Raw genomic sequence first — 1,801 nt, 5'->3', positions numbered from 1 at the left:
GTCGCCAATCCGCAAAATCCCTAAAAGTTTGTAGGATAAAGCGTACATTCAGAAATGATTTAACTTTTTAAAGTGAATATGAATAATAGCCACCTTATGACTTCAAGAAAAAAATCAAATGCGCATTAGAAAATCTTCAAGACTATTAGTTCTTAATGAAAATCATCAAACTTTATTATTTCAGTTTACTCATAAAAATGATGCTTTGGCTGGACAATCATATTGGGCAACCGTAGGTGGTGGGCTTGAAGAAGGGGAAACCTTCAAGCAAGCAGCTTGCCGAGAGCTTTATGAAGAGTTAGGCGTAGTCAGGCAAAATGTAGGGAATCATGTTGCAACACGCAATTTTGAAATGATGTTACCGAGTGCGGAAATGGTGATTTCTGAAGAAAGGCTTTTTATTGTTTTTATTAAAAATGAAGAAGTGAATACAGCAAACTGGTCAGAACATGAAAAGCTTGTGATTAGTAAAAGCCGTTGGTGGACGTTTGAAGAGCTAAGCCAAACAGATGAGATTGTTTATCCAAACAACATTCCTAATATTCTTGCAGATAGCCTACCTGAGATTTTTAATTCCTAGAATCTTCCAATATTCAGATATAAAAAAAGCCCGACGTCCTGTCGAGCTTTTTCGTATTTGGTTGCTAGATATGACTCCTGTCGTATCTCACGCTCCTGGTGCTTGAACCTATTATTGTTGTTTTATGTTCCGGAACATCCTGTTCCTGTATGAGTTCATATTAGGAAAAAAGAGGGGTGTCGCCAATCCGCAAAATCCCTAAAAGTTTGTAGGTTAAAACGTACAAGCCATTATTCATTTTGAGGTAAAGGCCAAAGAATATCTTTGTTTTTCTTAAATTCTTTATACCAATATTGGCTTATAAGCTCTTTGTCATCTCTATCAAAATGATAAACAAATATATCCAAAGCTTCATTTAATTCGAGATCATAGCGGAATTTGGCAGTAGCTAAATGTGCCTGTATTTCATATAACTGATTAAATATAGGTAGAGAATCTTCATAAGTTAATAATTGGATTTGTTGAAGAAGTTCTTTTATTTGAAGTTCATACGCATCCAAGATTCTTGCAAGATCAATAGTTACATCTCTATAGGTGTTAAGTCTTTGCTCAAATTCGTCCCATGTATAGTTCATTCTAATAAATGTTCAAAAATTTAATGTAAGCACAGAATAGCTTGATTGATTATAAAGTTGCTGAGATTTTACTAAGTTTTATAATATCCACTTAAATTTAAAGAAGAAAATGATCATGACTTTAATAGAAAAAGTGGTTCCTGTGGTATTTAGGGAAATAAATAATAACTTGGAGATTTTAGTATTTAGACATCTGTTAGCAGGAATTCAAATCGTTAAAGGCACCGTGGAGCATCAAGAACAGTTAGAACACGCCGCTTTGCGTGAGCTTTATGAAGAATCTGGAATAAAGAGTGCTCAAATTCATTCATACCTAGGTAAACATATTCCTTCAGAGGCAGGGCCTGATTGGCATGTTTTTGTGTGTAGTACACATGAGGCTTTAAAAGATAAATGGTCACATTTTTGTGAAGATGATAATGGATTAACTTTCGATTTTTTCTGGCATCCTTTTTTAAACCCTCCAACAGAAGAATGGCATCCTCTTTTTAAAGAATTATTTGAATTTATTAAATCTAAATACAAGCTCAACTAACCAAACATCTTTAGGCCTCTGTGCTGCAACAGGCTTTAATCTTTTGCGCTGATTTAAAGTAATAAACCATTGCAACACAGAGATAAAGAGCTAAGCCAAACGCTTAGCCCA

The 1,801-nt window shown here is 34.5% G+C and carries 2 protein-coding genes and 1 pseudogene; 2 read left to right on the top strand and 1 reads right to left on the bottom strand.

The window, feature by feature from the left end; genetic code table 11:
• Window positions 1–78 precede the first annotated feature (78 nt).
• Window positions 79–580 (top strand): annotated as a pseudogene (locus J536_RS24200) (NUDIX hydrolase).
• Window positions 581–810: 230 nt separating this feature from the next.
• Here the strand turns inward: J536_RS24200 and J536_RS24195 are convergent.
• Window positions 811–1,155: a hypothetical protein gene (locus J536_RS24195; protein WP_032063270.1), complete on the bottom strand. Its 345-nt coding sequence runs from the start codon at window positions 1,153–1,155 to the stop codon at window positions 811–813.
• 115 nt (window positions 1,156–1,270) lie between these two features.
• Between J536_RS24195 and J536_RS24190 the strand changes: the two genes are divergently transcribed.
• Window positions 1,271–1,690 carry an NUDIX hydrolase gene (locus J536_RS24190; protein ID WP_032063271.1) on the top strand — a complete coding sequence of 140 codons (420 nt, stop codon included), beginning with the start codon at window positions 1,271–1,273 and terminating at the stop codon, window positions 1,688–1,690.
• The last annotated feature ends 111 nt before the right edge of the window (window positions 1,691–1,801 follow it).

The organism is Acinetobacter sp. 809848, assembly GCF_000581275.1.
GTDB lineage: Bacteria > Pseudomonadota > Gammaproteobacteria > Pseudomonadales > Moraxellaceae > Acinetobacter > Acinetobacter pittii.
Note: the sequence above shows the minus strand (reverse complement) of the source record. Positions and strands in the feature narration are given on the sequence as shown.

Coding starts and splice junctions, on each gene's coding strand:
- J536_RS24190 (WP_032063271.1), top strand. CDS start 1,271: ATGACTTTAATAGAAAAAGTGGTTCCTGTGGTATTTAGGGAAATAAAT.
- J536_RS24195 (WP_032063270.1), bottom strand. CDS start 1,155: ATGAACTATACATGGGACGAATTTGAGCAAAGACTTAACACCTATAGA.